The organism is Enterococcus sp. S53 (assembly GCF_016516865.1).
Taxonomy (GTDB): Bacteria; Bacillota; Bacilli; order Lactobacillales; family Enterococcaceae; genus Enterococcus_D; species Enterococcus_D innesii.
In genome coordinates this window covers 131870-147866 of sequence record NZ_JACVUH010000006.1, presented here as the reverse complement: position 1 = coordinate 147866, position 15997 = coordinate 131870, and the positions used below count along the sequence as shown (strand labels likewise).

Below are 15997 nucleotides of genomic sequence, written 5' to 3'. Positions count from 1 at the left end.
TCTTGAAAAAGTATTATTATCTAGTGGCCTTTGTTAGCGTGCTGGTCTTTAGCTGGCTGATCCAAACCCAAAGTAGCCGCTTTTATGCACAACCGATCATAGAAGTACAAACGGTTCAAGTCACCGCCGACCAGCAGCAGATCCAAGGGATCGTTCGTAACGGAGAAGAAGCTGGGGTACTACGGACAGTCACTACGCAATACACCCCGAACGGTGCGATTCATCCGTTGTATCAGACCGGACAACAGCTGCTTTTGCAAAAAGAAGGGGATGGCTGGCAGGTACAAGCACAAAAAAGGGATGGGTATCTCTTTTTCTTTCTTGCCTTATTTTTGATGGCAGTAGTCGCAATTGGTGGCAAAAAGGGCTTGCGGGCTTTACTTAGTATCTTTGTGAATACTGGCTTGCTGCTCCTTTTTCTTTGGTTTCACAAAGGCAACAGCTCCTTTTCATTGGTCTTTTTGATGATCGTTTTTACGATCGTCTCGTTGGTTTTGACGATGGGGATTTCCTATGGCTTTCGTACGATCGACAGTCGCAAAATCATTGCCTCGTTAGCCAGCGTCCTCTTGGCGTTTTTTCTCTGTCGGTTCGCCATGGATCTTTTGCAAGATCATGGGTTGCGCTATGAAGAAATGTCGTTTCTGACCCGTCCGTATCGCAGTGTCTATCTAGGGAGTCTGCTGATTGGCGCGATTGGTGCCAGCATGGACAATATTGTCATGCTGATTGCCAGTCTAGATGAGATCCAGCGCATCAATCCCCAGACTAGCCGCAAGGAACGATTAGCGATCGGTCGGTCCATCGCGCAAGATACGACTTCTTCGATGATCAATGTCTTGTTGTTTGCTTATTTAAGTGGGAGTATGCCAGCGCTATTGTTTTACCTAGCAAATGGCTGGCTGCTGTCGCAAGCATTGCCGATGCATCTTTCTTTAGAAATAGTGCGTACATTATGCGGCGGCTTTGCGCTGGTTTTATCGGTACCGTTGACGCTCCTTTGCTTTGAACTACAAAGGAGGAAAGCAGGATGAATGTTTTGTTTGTGTTGATCTTGCTTTTTCTCTTGCTGACTTTCGCTGTTTTTCGGATCGAAGGGCTGTTTCAAGTTACTGGTCTGTTTATGAATGTGGCTGTCTTTCTAGCGCTGCTGGTCCTGATTGACCGAGGGACACCGATTTTACCAGCGGCTTGTGTTGCCTTTTTAGCCGTGGCGGCGATCACCTTGTTTTTCGTGAACGGCGTCAATCAGAAAACCAAAATTGCCTTTGTCTGTGTGTTGGTCTTTCTAGGGCTTTTTCTACTACTATTTCCGCTTGTGCTCGCTGCAATGAATCTGCATGGGTTTTCGGCAGAGGAACTGGATGAGTTGGCGATGTATTCCTTTGATGTAGCCATCGATTTTAAGACATTGATGACTGCGATCATTTTGATGAGTTTTTCGGGGGCGGTGGCAGATGGGAGTATGGCAATCAGCACTGCGACCTATGAACTTTTTCAAGCAAACCCGCAAGTCTCGATCAAGGCATTAAGTAAAAGTAGTATGACCGTGGTATCAGACGTATTGTCTTCGACGATCAATACCTTATTGTTTGCCTTTATGGGAAGTAATCTGGCGTTGATTGCGTGGTTTCAAGATTTGTCGATCTCCTTTGGTGAAATGCTCAATTCGAAGGCGTTCGTCTCAGAATTGGTCGTTTGTTTGATCACGGGTCTGGCAGCGGTGATTATTTTACCCATTACCGCATGGGCAGCGAGTTGGTATTTTTTGAAAAGAAACCGAATGGAATAGGAAGGAGCGCAACCACCATGGAACCACTAATTGAAACTAAGCGATTAGTGCTGCGAGAAATGAGTCATGACGATCGACCAGCGATTGAAAAGATTTTGCAAGATCCAGAAGTTATGATTGCCTATGAAGGACCCTTCAGTGAGCAAGAAGTCACTGGTTGGATCGACAAACAGCTGCAACGCTATCAAAACGATCACATTGGCTTGTGGCTAGTGATAGAGAAAGCATCAGGGCAAGCGATCGGTCAATGCGGGTTGACATGGCAAGACGTCAAGGGAGAAGCCGTTTTAGAAATTGGGTACTTGTTTCAAAAGAACTTCTGGCATCATGGGTTTGCCACAGAAGCCGCCCAGGCTTGTAAAGACTATGCGTTTGCACCGCTGAATGCCGCCATTGTTTATTCGATCATTCGTGAGACCAATCAAGCCTCCATAAATGTGGCATTGCGCAATGGAATGAAGCTGGTGGATCGCTTTGTCAAACACTATCGGCAAGTGGACATGCCGCATCTTGTGTATGCTGTGGCGAAAGAGATGTGAAAAACGTAAGAATGCTTTTTTCGATTTAGACAATGAAACGCCCTTAGAAAGTTAGCTTTTTCTAACTTTCTAAGGGCGTTTTTTATGCTTGCGTAAAGCTTTTTCGTTCGATGAGTTCAGCCCCTAAAAGGACTGTTTTGGTGATCGCTCGAGGATGAACGATCTGATCCACCAATAAATCGATTGCGGTTTTGGCGATTTCCTCCACATCAATGTTAAACGTTGTTAGAGGGGGAGCCACAAATTTTGCGATCTCATTGTCGTTGATACTGATTAATTCCAAGCGATCAGGAATGATGATGGATCGTTCATTTAACGCTTGGAGCACACCAACTGCGATGGTGTCAGAAGCCACAAAGAGCGCCTCTGGCAAATTATCACCAAGGGATTCCACCATTTTTTTCGCCAAACGATAGCCGGTTTCAACGGAAAAATTGCCACCACTAAATAAGAACGCCTCATCGAGCGCATCTCGACGAGCCAGCGTTTGACGGAAGATGACCTCGCGACTATCCATTTCTGCACGTTGGGTATCAGGATTTAGATAAGCACCACCAATAAAGCCGATCTTTCGGTATCCTTTTGTTAAAAATAGATCGATCGCCAGTTGCGTCATTCGATCAGTATCAGGTTTGACCGTATCGAACAGCTCTGGACAGGGGTTGATTTCCAAAAGGACGCCATAGGGGCAAACGGATTTGAACTGCTGCGTTTCTTTCTCAGTGAAAGAGCCAATCCCAATAAATCCGGCGACTTCTTGCAGTGTTTCTAAAACATCATCTTCATGGGTGATCAGTTGAATTTCCAAATTGTTGATTTTCGCATATTTTTCTAAAGAGATACGCAATTGTCGAAAATAGACATCTTGCAGCTCTTCTTGTTCTGTCAGCCAGAAAAGGACGGCGATTTTTTCTAGTGTTGTTTTTATTTTTGAGCGATCATAACCTAGTGATAAAGCGGTATGAATAATTTTTTGGCGCGTATCGGCTGCGATCGACAACGATTCGTCGCCTTTTAATAATCGGGAAACAGTCGCTTGTGAAAAGCCTGATTGCTCGGCAATTTTTTTTATTGTAACCAATCTTCTTCACCTCTTTCTTCTAGTATACGCTAACAACTTTATCAAGTAAATGAATTTACTAAATATATTTACTCAATAGTGAAAGTTTAGAGCGTGTAGGTATTTTGAAAAAATATTTGTGAGAAAAACCTTGATTTTATCCGTTTATTTACTCCGTTGAAGAAATTAATTTAGTAAAACTATTTACATATTAAGTAAAATAATTTATTATAAACGAGAAGATAGCGTTTGCAAAATAAAGAAAAGGTGGAGAAATGATGATGAAAAAAATGTCTCGAGTTCTTTTTTTAAGTGTAGCAGCTTTAGGATTAGGTGCTTGCGGTCCACAAAGTGAAGGGACAGATAGTACTGCAGCAAATAGTGGCAGCAATAAGGACTATGATCTATTGGTCTGGGAAGACCAAGCAAAATCAGCTGGGATTGAAGAGGCAGTCAAACAATTTGAAGAAGAACACGATGTGACGATCAAAGTGGTCGAAAAAGCCTATGGTGGACAGATCGAAGATTTACGATTGGATGGCCCCGCTGGTACAGGTGCGGATATCATCACGATTCCTGGCGATCAAATCGGTACAGCCGTTACCGAAGGTTTGTTGAAAGAATTAACAGTCGATCAAACGCTACAAGAGCTGTATACAGAATCAGCAATGCAATCGCAAATCGTTGACGGCAAAGTCTACGGCTTACCAAAAGCGGTTGAAACACAAATTTTGTATTATAACAAAGAACTAATTTCCGAAGAAGACTTGCCACAGACAACGGATGAGTGGCTGGAGTATTCCAAGTCTGTCTTAGATGCTGACAGTTATGGGTTACTGGCATTATGGGATCAAATTTATTACGCACAAGGTGTATTGAGCGGTTATGGCGGTTATGTTTTTGGCGAGAATGCCGATGGATCCTATGACCCTGAAGATATTGGATTAGCTAATGAAGGCGCGATCGAAGGGGCAGACTATATCCAACAGTTTTATGATGCAGGTGTTTTTCCATCGGGATTGGTCGGCGAACAAGGAATCAATGTGTTGGACTCTTTATTTACGGAAGGAAAAGCTGCCGCTGTCATCTCGGGACCATGGAACTTGTCTCCATATAAAGAAGCGGGCATCGACTATGGTGTGAAAGAATTGCCATTATTAGGCAATGGTGAACATATGGGCTCCTTTATCGGTGTCAAAAGCTACAACGTAAGTAGCTATTCCCAAAACCCTGAATTAGCTGAAGCATTCGTCAAATTTATCAGCAATGAAGAAAATTCAAAAGTTCGTTATGAAAAAACACAGGAAGTACCAGCGGTTGCTTCATTGGCAGATGATCCAGCAGTTCAAGAAAGTGAAAGTGCTGCAGCCATTGCCGCTCAGTCCCAACACGCAGAACTAACGCCTGGGATCACTGAAATGAATTCAGTATGGGAACCAATGGATGCCGCATTGCAAACTATTGCTACTGGAAAGGCTGAACCGAAAACAGCTTTACCACAAGCAGTCGAACAGATCAAATCAGCCATTGCGGCAATTCAAAACTAGAAAGTCGTCTCAAGGACAAACGTTTCGGGTGGTCATTCATCACTAGGAATCAAGTAAGGCCGAACGAAACGTTTGTCAGCGGCTTTTTCTTACAGGGGGCGAAAATGTGAAAAACACGCAGTCGTATGCAAAACGAGCAATGCTATTCTCGATCATACCAGGATTCGGTCAATTCTATAATCGGCAAAAAATCAAAGGCGCTTTATTTTTCTTCTTTTTTGCTATGTATCTTGTCGTCTTTAAAGATTTATTTAATATGGGACTTTGGGGCATCGTGACATTAGGCGTGGAAGTGCCGAGAGACAATTCCATCTTTTTATTAGCAGAAGGATTAGTTGCCTTGATCGTCATCGGTTTTGGTCTGTTGTTCTATTATTTAAACATCCGTGATGCCTATAAAAACGGTGAATTAAGAGACAATGAGCTACCAGTCAACTCTATCCGTGAAAGCTACCAGGCACTATTAAGAGAAGGCTATCCTTATTTAATGAGTAGCCCAGCATTTTTCTTACTCGTGTTTTCTGTTATTTTTCCGATTCTCTTTAGTATCGCGTTAGCTTTTACGAACTATGATCTGTATCATTCTGCACCTGCCAATTTAGCAGATTGGGTGGGATTAGAGACCTTTAAGAAGATTTTTACTGTCGATATTTGGCGTAGTACCTTCTTCAATGTTCTGGGCTGGACAGTTATCTGGACCTTGATCGCCTCAACGTTACAAGTTTCTATCGGAATATTTTTAGCGGTGCTGGTGCATCAAAAAGAACTACGACTCAAAAAGTTCTTTCGAACGATTTTGATCCTCCCATGGGCAGTTCCGGGATTTGTTACGATCTTGGTGTTTTCAGGAATGTTCAATGATTCCTTTGGTGCGATCAATCATTCGATTTTGAATTTCTTCCAGATTTCACCGATTCCTTGGCTAACGAGTGCGAATTGGACCCGTTTAGCTTTGCTACTGATTCAAGGCTGGCTAGGCTTTCCGTATATTTTTATCGTGACTACAGGGACGCTGCAATCCATTCCGGATGATTTGTATGAGGCTGCGACCATCGATGGTGCTTCAGCTTTACAAAAATTTCGCCGAATCACATTGCCATTATTGCTTTATGCAATGGCACCGATTTTGATTACGCAATATACGTTTAACTTCAACAATTTCAATATCATTTATCTGTTTAATTCTGGTGGACCAGCAGTTCCTGGTTCGACCGCTGGTGGTACCGATATTTTGGTTTCGTGGATCTATAAGCTCACGATGCAAAATAGTCAATATGCACTGGCAGCAGCGTTGACGATTCTCTTATCGATCGTCGTGATCGCGATTGCTTTATGGCAATTCCGCCGAACAAATTCATTCAAGGAGGTTGGATAAGATATGAAGGCAGCAAGTATGAAGAAACAGAAATTTGTCCGCCTATCCTTGACGTATCTCGTACTGATTTTTACGGTAGTAGTGATCGTCTACCCTTTACTTTGGACGATCGGTGCTAGTTTTAATCCTGGGAACAGTTTAGTAAGTACGAGTTTGATTCCGACGAGTCCGACATTAAGTCACTACACGAAATTGTTTGCTGGTGATAACTCGCTTTATTATAGTCAATGGTATTTGAATTCATTAAAAATCAGTGTATGCACCATGTTCTTGTCACTGATTTTTGTCTCCATGACGGCGTATTCCTTTTCACGGTTTCGTTTTACAGGCCGTAAAAATGGGTTGATGCTGTTCTTACTACTACAAATGATCCCGCAGTTCTCTGCCTTGATCGCAATTTTTGTGTTGGCGCAAATGCTCGGCTTGATCAATAGCCATTGGTTGCTGATCTTGATTTACGTTGGGGGCCAGATTCCCATGAACACGTACTTATTAAAAGGGTATTTTGACTCGATCCCGTTAGATTTAGACGAGAGTGCCAAGATAGATGGCGCAAGCAATACGCGAATATTCTGGCAAATTTTGATTCCTTTATCACGACCAATGCTGGCAGTCGTTGCCATGAATGGCTTTACTGGACCACTTGGAGACTTTGCCCTGTCTTCTGTGATTTTACGTAATCCTGAGTACTATACATTACCCATCGGGTTATACAAATTAGTCACGGATAAAATGGGAGCCAGCTATACGACTTTTGCGGCAGGGGCTATTTTGATCAGTATTCCGATCGCACTCGTCTTTATTGCATTACAAAAACATTTTGTCTCCGGTTTGACCGCTGGTGGCACAAAAGGATAGGAAGAGAAGATGACAAGATATAACTTAGAAGAACGCTTTTTACATGGTGGGGATTATAATCCTGACCAGTGGCTAAATTATCCCGAGATCTTAGCCAAAGATTTAGAACTAATGGAAAAAGCTCATGCTAATACATTTTCCCTTGGTATTTTTGCTTGGAGTGCCTTAGAGCCAGCAGAAGGGGTGTTTGAATTTGAATGGTTAGACAAAATCATGGATGAGCTCGCCGAACGAAACAGCAACGTCATTTTAGCGACGCCAAGCGGCGCGCGTCCTGCCTGGTTGTCTAAAGCATACCCTGAAGTTCTACGGACCAATGAAAAACGGGAAAAAATGTTACACGGCGGGCGTCACAATCACTGCTTTTCTTCACCGATCTATCGTGAGAAAGTGGCGATCATCAATCGGAAATTAGCTGAACGCTACCACGATCACCCAGCACTATTGATGTGGCATATTTCCAATGAGTATTCTGGAGATTGTCATTGTCCCATTTGCCAAGAAAACTTTCGTCAGTGGGTCAAGCAGAAGTACCAAACATTAGCAGCCTTGAATGAGGCCTGGTGGGGACCTTTCTGGAGCCATACGATCACCGATTGGTCGCAAATCGAATCTCCTTCACCGATCGGCGAAATGCAAGTTCATGGACTAAATCTAGACTGGCATCGTTTTGTGACCGATCAGACCATTGATTTCTATGAACATGAGATCAAAGACATTCGTCGTTTGTCTCCAGATGTACCGATCACAACGAATTTCATGGCAGATACCCGAGATTTGATTCCCTTTTATAGCCTTGATTATGGAAAATTTGCCCAGCATGTAGATGTCATTAGTTGGGATTGTTATCCTGCTTGGCATAATGATTGGGGAACGACCGCTGATTTGGCAAGTAAGGTTGGGTTTATCAATGATCAGTACCGTAGCTTGAAAAAGCAACCCTTTTTGATCATGGAATCAACCCCTAGTGGTGTGAATTGGCATCCAGTCAATCGCACGAAACGCCCCGGGATGCATCTGTTGTCTTCTATGCAATTTATTGCTCACGGTTCAGATAGTAATCTTTATTTCCAATGGCGAAAATCAAGAGGCTCGTCTGAGAAGTTCCATGGGGCCGTCGTGGACCATGACAACGACGAACAGAATCGTGTTTTTCAAGATGTAGCAGAAGTGGGAAAAGCCTTAGAAGAAATCAAAGAAATCAAAGGATTGCACAAAAAAGCCAAAGTGGCGATCATCTATGATTGGGATAACAATTGGGCGCTCAATGATGCGCAAGGTTTTGGTTTGGAGAGCAAACGCTACCCACAAACGTTGCAAGAGCATTATCGCTATTTTTGGGATCATGACATCGCGGTTGATGTCATCACGAAAGACCATGACTTTGATGCTTACCAATTGATCATCGCTCCGATGCTTTACCTTTTACCAAAAGAAACTATGAAAAAGTTTCAACAGTATACGAAAAATGGCGGGACGCTGGTTTCCACTTATTTGACGGGGATCGTGAATGAAACGGACTTGACCTATTTAGGGGGCTGGCCCCAAGAGTTAGAAGAACTGTTTGGTGTGTCTGTGAAAGAAATCGATACGTTATATCCGAAACAAAAAAATTTGCTTTTAATGAAGGAGCAGCAGTACCAAATTCATGATTATTGTAGTGTTGTTCAAACAAACACTGCCCAAACGTTAGGGGTCTACGGTGCTGATTTTTATCAAGGTCAAGCTGCAGTGACCGTAAATGATTATGGTGAAGGAAGTGCCTACTATCTTGGGGGACGGACGGATCAAGCCTTTTTGGAAGACTTCTATCAAGAAGTAACACAACAGCTTCGCATACAAAATGAGTGGGTCCGTCAAGGTTCAACGAACGTGTCGATCCAAAGTAGAGAAAGTCAGCAAGAGCAGCTCGCTCCGACCACCTATTATTTTGTGATGAATTTTTCCGAAGAAAATCAAGAAGTAGAGGTAGCAACTTCAGGAATCGATTTGCTTACTGGAAAAACGACAAACCAAAAGCTTCAGTTGGCGCCTTATGAGGTGCAGATTATCAAAGTGACAGCACCAGAACAATAAAAACTATTGTGTCAATTATATGAAAAAAGAAGTACTTACGTTGATGAAAAAAACGTAAGTACTTCTTTTTTATAGAGAGTGTTTTAATTTTCTTGCGCAAATTCGGCAGCTTTTGTTCCTGCTTGGCGTCCGAAGATGATGATATCGGCAACGGCATTTCCGCCAATTCGGTTTTCACCATGCAACCCACCAGTTACTTCACCGGCTGCAAAAAGACCTGGAATGATCTCGTTATCCGTATCGATCACTTCTGTGTTGGTGTTGATCTTCACGCCGCCCATCGTGTGGTGGATACCAGGAGCGATGGCAATGGCATAGTAAGGTCCTGTTGACAAATCGTTGTCCATTGCTGTGCTGCGTCCAAAGGCTTCGTCTTCACCAGCAGCCACACTGCTGTTCCACGTAGCGATCGTGTCAGCAAGCGCTGCTTCTGGCATGTCCAATTCTTTTGCTAATTCTTCGATCGTGTCAGCGGATTTGACTAACCCTTGTTGCTCGTAAAAATCAATGGCTGTCACGCGTTCTTTGACACCTGCATCAAAAACTAACGTTGCTGATTTTTCAGGTAGGGCAATGATCGCTTCAGAGACTTTGTCTCGTGTTTCCATTTCATTGAAGAACCGTTCGCCTTCTTGATTGACCAAGATCGCGCCTTCTCCACGGACAGCTTCAGTGATCAACAGTGATTTAGACTGATCCACTGTTGGGTGGATTTGGATTTGCTCTAAATCAACCGTTTGTCCACCTAATGCTTCGATCATTTTGATCCCATCACCAGTTGAACCCTCTTGGTTCGTTGTCACGTAGTCTGCCAATTCTGGTTTGTATTCGGTGATCATGTCGAAATTGGCACCGAAACCGCCTGTTGTAACGACAACTGCTTTGGCATCAATGGTTTGTTCGGTTCCTTCCACTTCAACCGTCACCCCGTTGACTTGGCCATCTTCTTCATTGATTTCTTTGACATCGGCATTCACAAAAATTGGGATTTCCAATTCATGGATGTTGCGCATCAAGCCATCAACTAAGTATTCCCCAACAGCAGAACCATCAGATGGACGGTGCGTTCTTTTTTCACTCATCCCGCCAGTCGTTGTTAAGTTGTCTAAAGTGATACCCATGGAATCTAACCAATCGATCGCTTCTGCTGAATGATCCACAAAGTAGCGCAACAATTCTTCATCATTGGTGTTGTGACCGCCAGCTAATGTTTCTTCATAAAATAGATCGTTTGAATCTTCGATGCCTTCTGCTTCTTGGAATTTGGTTTCTGAAGCGTTCATTCCTGCTGAAGATTTCAATGTATTCCCCCCAGAAATTGGCATTTTTTCTAAAATAACTGGGTTTGCGCCAGCTTCTTTTGCTTGGATCGCAGCGGCCATTCCAGCGCCACCTGCACCGACGATCACGACATCGTAGCTGTCTGCAAGTTCGCTAGGGTCTGTGTATTCTTGACCAGATGCAGCGGAAGTTGCATCTGTTTCTTCATTAGCAGATGAACCAGTACTTGAGCTGCTGCTTGTTTGTGAATCAGCGCCACAAGCACTCAAAGTTGCTAACGAGGTTAGGACTAATAGTGTTTGGAAAATTTTCTTCATTGTTTTTATTCCTCCTAAAACTTTTTCCAAATCAAAGACTAACATAGTTGTCATGTTATTTTTAGCTTTTGTTCGAAAAATCACATAATAATTAGAAAAGTTTAATTTATAAAGCGTTTTAGTCGAGGTGAAAGGGTTTCTTGGTCATCATAAAAAAGAGTGAATTCGTGAATTTATGGAAATAGAAGAATTATTGATTCTTTGATTTGTTTGGTATTAATCATGAAGGGAAAAAGCGAAGAGGCTTTGATTCGCCTCTCTACTGTTATTGAAAAAACGTACGTCACTGAGGTGCCGAGGAATGATCTCTTTTATTAAGAATAAATCAAATGCTTTGCGCTCAAAAGATAGAAAGAAATTGATGGCATCCGTGTTTGTGGGCACCAACTTTTACTCAATAAATAAAGATAGAATCTTAGTTTTCAAGAGTCATTGCCAAGAAACTGTGGTGTTTCTTAAAAAAATCAAGAGAACTGTCTTGCAAAACAAATCCTTTCTTGTATAATAAAAATAAGTTAGGTCTACCTAAAAAAATAAATAAACTATCCTTAACTATGGAAATGGAGTGAAAATAATGATTACTTTTTCAGAAATATCCGCAGCCTATGATGGCGATCATCAAGTGATCTCGGATTTGTCGTTTCAAGTAGAAAAACCGTCGATCGTAGGGATCATTGGTCCAAATGGGGCAGGGAAGTCGACGCTGATCAAAGCGGCGTTGAAATTGATCCCTTCCAGTGGGAACATGAGTGTCGACAAAAAAGCGTTAAAAGACTTTCAAAAGGAAATTGCCTATGTCGAACAAAAGACCGCGGTTGATTACACGTTTCCGATCACAGTCAAAGAAGTCGTATCTTTAGGCTTGTATCCTAAGATGCGCATGTTCCAAAGGATGTCGGCAAACGATTGGCAGAAAGTGACAGCCGCTCTGGCAGCGGTAGAAATGGAATCCTTTGCGGAACGTCAGATTGGGGAATTGTCCGGCGGGCAGTTTCAGCGGGTCTTGATTGCTCGAACGTTGGTGCAAGATGCCAACTATATTTTCCTCGATGAGCCCTTTGTAGGGATCGATGCCACCAGTGAAGCGATTATCGTCGGCCTGTTGCGTAACTTGCGAGATGCTGGCAAGACGATTTTTATCGTTCACCATGATCTGGGGAAAATCACCGAATACTTTGATTACTTGGTTCTGCTCAATCAAACCCTGATCGCTGCTGGACCAGTCAGTGAAGTCTTTACCGAGAGCAATTTGAAGCAAACATTTGGCGATGCGATCATCGTGAAAGGAGGCGTTTAACATGTTGACAAGCTTTTTTACGAGTTTAAGTAACTATCATTTCTTGCAAAATGCCTTGATCACGGCAGTCGCGATCGGGATCGTGGCAGGGGTGATCGGTTGTTTTATTATCTTACGAGGGATGTCCTTGATGGGGGATGCAATCTCTCATGCGGTCTTACCAGGGGTAGCCTTGTCTTATATCTTCGGCGTTCATTTTTTTGTCGGGGCGATCTTCTTTGGGATCTTGGCTTCCATGATCATTACCTATATCGCCAATAACAGCCTAATCAAAAGCGATACGGCGATCGGTATCACCTTTAGTTCGTTTCTAGCTTTAGGGGTTATCTTGATTGGAGTAGCAAATAGTTCGACTGATTTGTTTCACATTTTGTTTGGGAATGTGCTAGCGGTGCAAGACAGCGACAAATGGCTCACGATCGCTATCGCTATCCTTGTGCTGGCAGTGATCATCCTCTTCTTCCGTCCACTGTTGATCACGTCTTTTGATCCGATGATGGCAAAGGCCTTTGGGATGAAAGTGCAAGCCTATCACTATTTATTGATGTTCTTGTTGACTTTGGTTTCAGTGACAGCGATGCAAAGCGTCGGAACGATCTTGATCGTGGCTCTGTTAGTCACTCCAGCAGCAACGGCTTATCTTTATACAAAACAATTGAAGCATATGATGGTCATCGCAGGGGTTTTAGGTGGTTTCGCCTCATTTATCGGCTTGTTTATCGGGTACAGTTTTAATATTGCCGCAGGATCAAGTATCGTTTTGACCGCAGGAGCCTTTTTCGTGATCGGTTTCTTGTTCTCACCAAAACAAAAGACCAGTCCAGTCAAACGCTGGTCAGCGACGGCGGTTTTAGCAACGGCAGCTGTAGCTGGTGGCTTCTTTTTGGCACAGCAAAACGGACAGATGGCCCAAACAGAAGGGAAACTTTCAGTAGTAGCGACCAATTCGATCATTGCTGATATTACGGAAAACATTGCCGGTGATCGAATCGATCTTCACAGTATCGTACCAGTGGGGCGTGATCCCCATGAATATGAACCTTTAGTGGAAGATGTTCGAAAAGCGACCGATGCCGATCTTATCCTTTACAACGGCTTGAATCTAGAAACTGGCGGCAATGGCTGGTTTACCAAATTGATGAACAATGCCAATAAGGTAGAAAATGAAGATTACTTTGCCGTCAGTGATGGCGTGGATGTGCTTTATCTTTCTGATGATGAAGACCACAGCAAAGCCGATCCTCATGCCTGGTTAAATCTAGAAAACGGCATGATCTATGCCCGCAATATTGCTCAACGCTTGAGCGAAAAGGATCCTGACAATCGCTCTTTCTATGAAGAAAACCTTGAACGCTACTTGGCTTCATTAGAAGAACTGGATCAGCAAGCGAAGGAAAACTTCCAATCGATTCCCGAAGAGAAGAAATTGATCGTCACCAGTGAGGGAGCCTTCAAATACTTCTCCAAAGCCTACGGTGTACCCTCTGCCTATATTTGGGAAATCAATACCGAAGAAGAAGGAACCCCTGCGCAAATCAAGAACTTAGTGGATCAGCTGCAAAACTCAGCCGTCGCTTCCTTATTTGTCGAAAGCAGCGTCAATACTCGTCCGATGCAAAGTGTTTCTCGTGATGCAGGTATTCCGATATTCGGAACCGTCTTTACCGATTCGATTGCAGAGCCGGGAGAAGAAGGCGACAGCTACTATAACATGATGAAATGGAATCTCGATACGATTTATCAAGGCTTGAATCAATAATGCAAAAAACATCCTTAGCTCGTTCTGGCTAAGGATGTTTTTTCGTCGTATTTTTGTGCTGGAGAAAAGCAAAGAGATAAAATCCGCAGCCCATCAAAGCAGCAAGAAAAGCGATGACAGGAAAGTACAACCCCTGACCGTATACATAGGCTGTATAAGCGAAGAAGGCGATCAAAAACCAAAGCGTTCCCGAGATGAGCATTTTTTGGTTCCTCCTAATTGTTGAAAAGTGTTTATTTAGTATATTTTAACACGGTAGGCGCAAAAAGAAAATCAGCGAATCGAACGTTTGCTGAAACGAGTCGCTGATTTTTTCCCAATTGCACCGATGAACAGTTAAGAAACGTTCAATTGCTGTTGCGGTTCTAAATGGTAATAAAGGATCTCAGGTGGGACACCGAGTCGGGCGGGAATCTTGGTCATACCAACCCCGCTGGAAACACTTAATAAGGTCTCATTGCCTAAAAGGTAGAGCCCATCGGTATATTTCAACGCGCCCTTTGTTTTCGCATAATAAAAAGGCAAGCGAATCTGCCCGCCATGGCTATGGCCAGAAAGAATCAAGTCGTAGTTTGGCAGATTGGTGATCCGAGCAACATAATCGGGTTCATGGAGCAAAAGCAGCTGCCATTCTGCTAAGGTTGCTTCATAGGTAAAACTGACTTTCGGACTTTCTATATCGATACCGACAATATTCATCGACGTCTTGTCATCAGAACCAAAAACCGACTCATTATCAAGTAAGGTAAACCCTGCATGCTGGTATATTTCCTTAACAAAGTAATGCCCGTCATTCAAATGGTCATGGTTCCCCATAACTGCGATCTTACCCAGAGGCGCTTGCAATTTTTTCAGCTTTTCGATCAGTCGCTTGGTTGAACGATGCGGCCATTTTTTATAATTATCGATCAGATCCCCCGTGATGATGATCAGATCCGGCTTGTTTTGGATCGTTGATCGAATGATGCGATTCATTCGCCGTGGTTTGTACCAACGAGAAAAATGAAGGTCGCTGATATGGGCGATCACGAGATTGTTTTCTGCTTGATAAAGATCGTAAGCCTTTGAAATATCTAAGACGGTGCGCTTGTCTTTTTTTATGAGGTAGTGCCGTTGTTTGAGAAGATGCGGTTCAATAATAAAGGAGTAAACTAGCAAGCCCGTAAGGAGGAATGCAATAAGAATGAGGGTGTACATGGCGTGGCTCCTTTTTTGATTTGCTAGTTTCTAGCATAGTAGATTCTTACAAAAAAAGCAATCATGCGAAAGCAAAAATAACAAAAAATATCCATCGTATTTCGTTTGTTTCTTCCATGAAAAAAAGATACAAAAGGGGCTGTAATAGCCGACTTTTGTATCCTAGATCGCAATTATTTGCTTTTCACCAAACGTTTGAAGCGTGCTTTGTGTTTGACGGGGATCAAAGCCATGACACAATCATAAGGGACGGAGATGATCGCCCATGCGAGACTTTTACTTGAAGCAAAGGGATAGTTTTGCTTTAAGACAAAATGGCCACTGATCAAGGCAAAACCGATACTGCCGACCCACAGCCATTGCGGGTCCCAATTCGTAAAGTGTTGGAGGGCTGTGATGACAAACGGATAGCCGTAAAAGTACAATGCAGTCAAAACGAAAGTGACATTTTTGGTTAATTGACGCAGGGTCAGTAAGAAAAATAAGCCAGAAAGAACGATACCCAATGGCGGGAACAGACTAACTAAGAAGGAATACACGATGCCCCATACGATCATGCCAGGTCCTTTGACGAGAGCGGCTAAGACAAAGACAAAAAGTAGGAATAAGAGCTGTTGCGAAAAACTTGCTGCTGTCAAAAGTCCGAAGAAACCAACCAATAACCAGTGAGAAAAAGTCGCTGTTTGATTCTTTTGTGGTGTCTGTTGCTGCAATTTTAGCCAGTTAGCAAAATTCGGGAAATCATGCTGGAAATTTCGCTGAAAATCGCTGTTGAATGCTTGATGGGCATTTTGCTGCCGATAGTAATGATATTGATGTTTTAACGTGCCTTTCGTGGCTGCTTTTTGGCCAGAAAAAAAGCGGCCGGGATCAATTTTTGATCGTTCCATATTTCCACC

At 43.1% G+C, this 15997-nt stretch carries 14 protein-coding genes; 9 read left to right on the top strand and 5 right to left on the bottom strand.

Going from position 1 to position 15997, the window contains the following annotated elements:
- Window positions 1-2: 2 nt before the first annotated feature.
- Genes IAE45_RS09980 through IAE45_RS09970 form a run of 3 tightly spaced genes read left to right on the top strand, consistent with a single transcriptional unit; the run spans window position 3 to window position 2331 of the window.
- On the top strand, window positions 3-1034 hold the full coding sequence (locus tag IAE45_RS09980; protein WP_074932165.1) for a YibE/F family protein: 1032 nt from the start codon (window positions 3-5) through the stop codon (window positions 1032-1034).
- Window positions 1031-1792 (top strand): YibE/F family protein, encoded by a 762-nt coding sequence (locus IAE45_RS09975; RefSeq protein ID WP_128488198.1) that lies wholly within the window; start codon window positions 1031-1033, stop codon window positions 1790-1792. Before IAE45_RS09980 ends, IAE45_RS09975 begins: the two co-directional genes overlap by 4 nt.
- A gap of 17 nt (window positions 1793-1809) precedes the next feature.
- Window positions 1810-2331 (top strand): GNAT family N-acetyltransferase, encoded by a 522-nt coding sequence (locus tag IAE45_RS09970; protein ID WP_200126336.1) that lies wholly within the window; start codon window positions 1810-1812, stop codon window positions 2329-2331.
- Between the two features lie 82 nt (window positions 2332-2413).
- Here the strand turns inward: IAE45_RS09970 and IAE45_RS09965 are convergent, their stop codons facing one another.
- Window positions 2414-3412 carry a LacI family DNA-binding transcriptional regulator gene (locus tag IAE45_RS09965; protein ID WP_123834121.1) on the bottom strand — a complete coding sequence of 333 codons (999 nt, stop codon included), beginning with the start codon at window positions 3410-3412 and terminating at the stop codon, window positions 2414-2416.
- Window positions 3413-3666: 254 nt separating this feature from the next.
- Between IAE45_RS09965 and IAE45_RS09960 the strand changes: the two genes are divergently transcribed.
- The 4 genes from IAE45_RS09960 (at window position 3667) to IAE45_RS09945 (ending at window position 9247) form a co-directional block, all read left to right on the top strand.
- Complete coding sequence (locus tag IAE45_RS09960) at window positions 3667-4938, top strand: extracellular solute-binding protein (protein ID WP_200126334.1); 1272 nt, start codon at window positions 3667-3669, stop codon at window positions 4936-4938.
- Window positions 4939-5077: 139 nt separating this feature from the next.
- Entirely contained in the window at window positions 5078-6313 is a 1236-nt protein-coding gene (locus IAE45_RS09955) for a carbohydrate ABC transporter permease (protein ID WP_016608233.1), read from the top strand.
- 3 nt (window positions 6314-6316) lie between these two features.
- On the top strand, window positions 6317-7171 hold the full coding sequence (locus IAE45_RS09950; protein WP_010747791.1) for a sugar ABC transporter permease: 855 nt from the start codon (window positions 6317-6319) through the stop codon (window positions 7169-7171).
- A gap of 9 nt (window positions 7172-7180) precedes the next feature.
- Window positions 7181-9247, top strand: coding sequence for a beta-galactosidase (locus IAE45_RS09945; protein ID WP_200126332.1), 2067 nt, complete (start codon window positions 7181-7183; stop codon window positions 9245-9247).
- An 83-nt stretch (window positions 9248-9330) separates the two neighbouring features.
- On the opposite strand, the gene IAE45_RS09940 is transcribed toward IAE45_RS09945, so the two are convergent.
- Window positions 9331-10845, bottom strand: a complete 1515-nt coding sequence (locus tag IAE45_RS09940) for a flavocytochrome c (protein ID WP_200126330.1) — start codon at window positions 10843-10845, stop codon at window positions 9331-9333.
- A 574-nt stretch (window positions 10846-11419) separates the two neighbouring features.
- Between IAE45_RS09940 and IAE45_RS09935 the strand changes: the two genes are divergently transcribed.
- Window positions 11420-12142, top strand: coding sequence for a metal ABC transporter ATP-binding protein (locus tag IAE45_RS09935; RefSeq protein ID WP_060791832.1), 723 nt, complete (start codon window positions 11420-11422; stop codon window positions 12140-12142).
- A gap of 1 nt (window position 12143) precedes the next feature.
- Window positions 12144-13901, top strand: coding sequence for a metal ABC transporter permease subunit (locus IAE45_RS19285; protein ID WP_005225531.1), 1758 nt, complete (start codon window positions 12144-12146; stop codon window positions 13899-13901).
- Between the two features lie 28 nt (window positions 13902-13929).
- Here the strand turns inward: IAE45_RS19285 and IAE45_RS09925 are convergent, their stop codons facing one another.
- The 3 genes from IAE45_RS09925 to IAE45_RS09915 all read right to left on the bottom strand — a co-directional run bounded on the left by IAE45_RS09925 (window position 13930) and on the right by IAE45_RS09915 (window position 15988).
- Window positions 13930-14103 carry a hypothetical protein gene (locus IAE45_RS09925; RefSeq protein WP_010747796.1) on the bottom strand — a complete coding sequence of 58 codons (174 nt, stop codon included), beginning with the start codon at window positions 14101-14103 and terminating at the stop codon, window positions 13930-13932.
- Between the two features lie 134 nt (window positions 14104-14237).
- On the bottom strand, window positions 14238-15098 hold the full coding sequence (locus tag IAE45_RS09920) for a metallophosphoesterase (protein ID WP_200126328.1): 861 nt from the start codon (window positions 15096-15098) through the stop codon (window positions 14238-14240).
- 173 nt (window positions 15099-15271) lie between these two features.
- Complete coding sequence (locus IAE45_RS09915; protein ID WP_200126326.1) at window positions 15272-15988, bottom strand: hypothetical protein; 717 nt, start codon at window positions 15986-15988, stop codon at window positions 15272-15274.
- Window positions 15989-15997 lie beyond the last annotated feature (9 nt).

Bases quoted from the DNA above. Each gene is read 5' to 3' on its own strand.
- IAE45_RS09975 (WP_128488198.1), top strand. From the start codon at position 1,031: ATGAATGTTTTGTTTGTGTTGATCTTGCTTTTTCTCTTGCTGACTTTC.
- IAE45_RS09970 (WP_200126336.1), top strand. From the start codon at position 1,810: ATGGAACCACTAATTGAAACTAAGCGATTAGTGCTGCGAGAAATGAGT.
- IAE45_RS09960 (WP_200126334.1), top strand. From the start codon at position 3,667: ATGATGATGAAAAAAATGTCTCGAGTTCTTTTTTTAAGTGTAGCAGCT.
- IAE45_RS09955 (WP_016608233.1), top strand. From the start codon at position 5,078: ATGCTATTCTCGATCATACCAGGATTCGGTCAATTCTATAATCGGCAA.
- IAE45_RS09950 (WP_010747791.1), top strand. From the start codon at position 6,317: ATGAAGGCAGCAAGTATGAAGAAACAGAAATTTGTCCGCCTATCCTTG.
- IAE45_RS09945 (WP_200126332.1), top strand. From the start codon at position 7,181: ATGACAAGATATAACTTAGAAGAACGCTTTTTACATGGTGGGGATTAT.
- IAE45_RS09940 (WP_200126330.1), bottom strand. From the start codon at position 10,845: ATGAAGAAAATTTTCCAAACACTATTAGTCCTAACCTCGTTAGCAACT.
- IAE45_RS09935 (WP_060791832.1), top strand. From the start codon at position 11,420: ATGATTACTTTTTCAGAAATATCCGCAGCCTATGATGGCGATCATCAA.
- IAE45_RS19285 (WP_005225531.1), top strand. From the start codon at position 12,144: ATGTTGACAAGCTTTTTTACGAGTTTAAGTAACTATCATTTCTTGCAA.
- IAE45_RS09925 (WP_010747796.1), bottom strand. From the start codon at position 14,103: ATGCTCATCTCGGGAACGCTTTGGTTTTTGATCGCCTTCTTCGCTTAT.
- IAE45_RS09920 (WP_200126328.1), bottom strand. From the start codon at position 15,098: ATGTACACCCTCATTCTTATTGCATTCCTCCTTACGGGCTTGCTAGTT.
- IAE45_RS09915 (WP_200126326.1), bottom strand. From the start codon at position 15,988: ATGGAACGATCAAAAATTGATCCCGGCCGCTTTTTTTCTGGCCAAAAA.